This is a genomic window from Levilactobacillus fuyuanensis (assembly GCF_003946395.1).
Classification (GTDB): Bacteria; Bacillota; Bacilli; order Lactobacillales; family Lactobacillaceae; genus Levilactobacillus; species Levilactobacillus fuyuanensis.
This window is the reverse complement of the sequence record NZ_RHNZ01000042.1, coordinates 1-2,850: the sequence shown is the minus strand read 5'-3', so window position 1 is coordinate 2,850 and position 2,850 is coordinate 1. Positions and strand designations below refer to the sequence as shown.

Here is a 2,850-nt window from a genome sequence, read left to right as displayed (position 1 = left end):
CAGTGCCAGTGATACGAAGAGTGCTGCTCAACAATCAGCAGCTACTGCAGTAAGCAGTGCCAGTGATACGAAGAGTGTTTTTCAGCTGCTAATGGCCTTATCATCTAATAGTGTCCAACCAGCTACCTCCATTAGTGATGATACTTATTTAAAAAATTTAGGAATTGATATTAACGACCTAAATACTAACAGTGTTTTAAAATTAGCTTCTCTGTTCCATATTTTTGCAAATCAAGCTAGTTTATCGGCGGATACTAATGGTAATTTAGCTGTTAAAATTTTAAATGGCTCTAATGATTTTGGTACACGTGGTGATTCATACAATTTAACTAGCGGTGATATTTATTACATTCAACAACTGGCCAAACATCTTCAAAGTAACGCTTTTAGAAATAAAACATTCAATCATGTAGTATTAGGTAAAGATGTTAATGTATCAATTGAAAATAACAAGGTCTTGATCAATGGTATCACTATGGATAATTTAAAACCTGAAGATGTTTATCAAGATACCAATGGGCGGACCTATATTGATTTTAGTGATGTATTTCAACAACTAGTAAAGGCATCTACCAGTTATGCTAGTACTCCTCAGTCAAAAGGTGTTATTTCAAATTATGATGACATGAATAATCGCTATGTTGATGTTTCGAAAGTAGCAACTGGAACACAAATTATTTATGTAAATGTTCCATTCAAATATTTGAGTGCTCCTCAGCCGATTACAATCAAGGGAATATCTCAAGAAGAAAATGGCCCCACTATCGTCATTAACGTTACTGATATTCCAAATGGTGATCAAAATATTTCTACACAAGTTCAATTAGATTATGATGATGGAACGAATTCTCTACCCAACAGTGAAGGGCATTCAGAGCCTAACCATGTATTATGGAACTTAGGTACCGGTGAACAAGTCTTCAATTTCAGCAGTGGTCGGTTTATGGGAAGCGTTTTAGCACCTAATGCGACTATTAATGCTGGAGTTAACATTGATGGGAATATTGTTGCTAATATCGTTAATATAACCGGCGGTGAATCGCACAGATGGGATATTCATCCACAACCGACGAAGCCAGCTCCAACGATTACGACAGAGAAGAAGACAGTTAATGAGACCATTCATTATGTCTACAAAGATGGCTCAAAGGCAGTCGATGACCATGTTGCTAAGCCAGTAGAGTTCACACGTTCAGTCTCAACTGACGCAGTAACTGGGGCAAAGACGTATGGTGCTTGGTCAGCAGATCAAAGCTTTGACGCAGTCAAAAGTCCTGAATTAAAGGGTTATACCGCTGACAAGGCGCAAATTGACAAGCAAACAGTTAACGGGGACTCAAAGGACTTAGCATTCACGGTTACCTATACCAAGAACGCTCCAACGATTACGACAGAGAAGAAGACAGTTAATGAGACCATTCATTATGTCTACAAAGATGGCTCAAAGGCAGTCGATGACCATGTTGCTAAGCCAGTAGAGTTCACACGTTCAGTCTCAACTGACGCAGTAACTGGGGCAAAGACGTATGGTGCTTGGTCAGCAGATCAAAGCTTTGACGCAGTCAAAAGTCCTGAATTAAAGGGTTATACCGCTGACAAGGCGCAAATTGACAAGCAAACAGTTAACGGGGACTCAAAGGACTTAGAATTCAAGGTTACCTATACCAAGAATGCTCCAGTTGCTGGCGGTAACGTCACAGCTAAGTATGTTGATGAAAACGGCAATTCAATCGCTGACGACGTTATTGCTTCTGGTAATGTAGGCGATCCATATTCAACGACCCAAAAGGATGTGCCAGGCTACACCTTCAAAGAAGTCCAAGGGAACCCTACGGGGAGCTTTACGGATCAGGATCAGACTGTTACCTATGTTTACACGAAGAACCCCGCAACAGATAACAATGGCGGCACTGGGCTCAATCAACCGGGGAAGCCAGGTAATGGTACGGACACAGGAAATTCCAGTTCTAACCAACCAGGGAATCCTTCCCAGCCAAGTAACGCTACTAACAATGGAGTAATCAATACGTCGACTAATACAGGATCTAAAGTTAACAACAGTGCTGTTAATTCACCAGAATTACCTCAAACTGGTGAAAACAATAGTCAAAGTCAAACAATGTCATCTATTGGTATTTTGTTGGCAATGTTTGGAAGTTTACTCGGTTTTCTTGGTATCAAGAAACGTCGTAATGATTAACCATTAAATAAATATATCTGTAGTGAATATAGATTATTTAAAGAGGGCCCTGAAGAATATTATTATTCTGGCTCTGTGTCAAATGGTGTTGATTAATAGTTTTTATCTTTTGAAAGGTCCACTCTTCGGAGTGGGCTTTTTGTTATTGAACCGAAAAACTCCGTTTGAGAAGTCAGATGGCCGCAATTATGCTCTGTAGCCCTGTTTTTGGGCACACTCCTCCCCGGGGTGTCGTACACTGACTTTTCTAGGCAATCAGTTGGTAGATCCGTTCAAACATGCGCTCTTGATTGGCAAATCCATAACAGCTGCGCTTTAGCGCTTTGATCTTACGGTTAATGCCTTCTAGTGGGCCATTTGAAAGCTTGGTTTGAGAAGCATTCAAAACGCCTCTGAGGTTTTTCCTCAGTGTGGCAATGGCGATGTCCATTGGCTCACCGCACGACCTGTAGGTCTTGATGAGGTTACTCAGGCGCTCTGGGTCTAGAATTTTTGGTGTTGGAAAGTATTTCCATTCCAAAAGTACTAGGCCCTAATTTAAAAAGCCATTGATAATGGATCAAAAACGGCCAATAGGGTATACCCTAATGGTCTTTTTTATTTCTGTGCTATACTAGGAATTACAAGTGTTCATTAGAACTGTCCAAAAG

Annotated in this window: 1 protein-coding gene and 1 pseudogene; one reads left to right on the top strand and one right to left on the bottom strand. The window is 40.4% G+C overall.

Annotated elements, in window-relative coordinates; genetic code table 11:
* Positions 1-2,200, top strand: a 2,200-nt coding sequence (locus EKM73_RS12830) for a mucin-binding protein (RefSeq protein ID WP_164508930.1), incomplete at its 5' end; no start/stop codon positions are given.
* 247 nt (positions 2,201-2,447) lie between these two features.
* Here EKM73_RS12830 and EKM73_RS12585 read toward each other — a convergent pair.
* Positions 2,448-2,678 (bottom strand): annotated as a pseudogene (locus EKM73_RS12585) (transposase); the annotation flags it as partial.
* Positions 2,679-2,850: the final 172 nt, after the last annotated feature.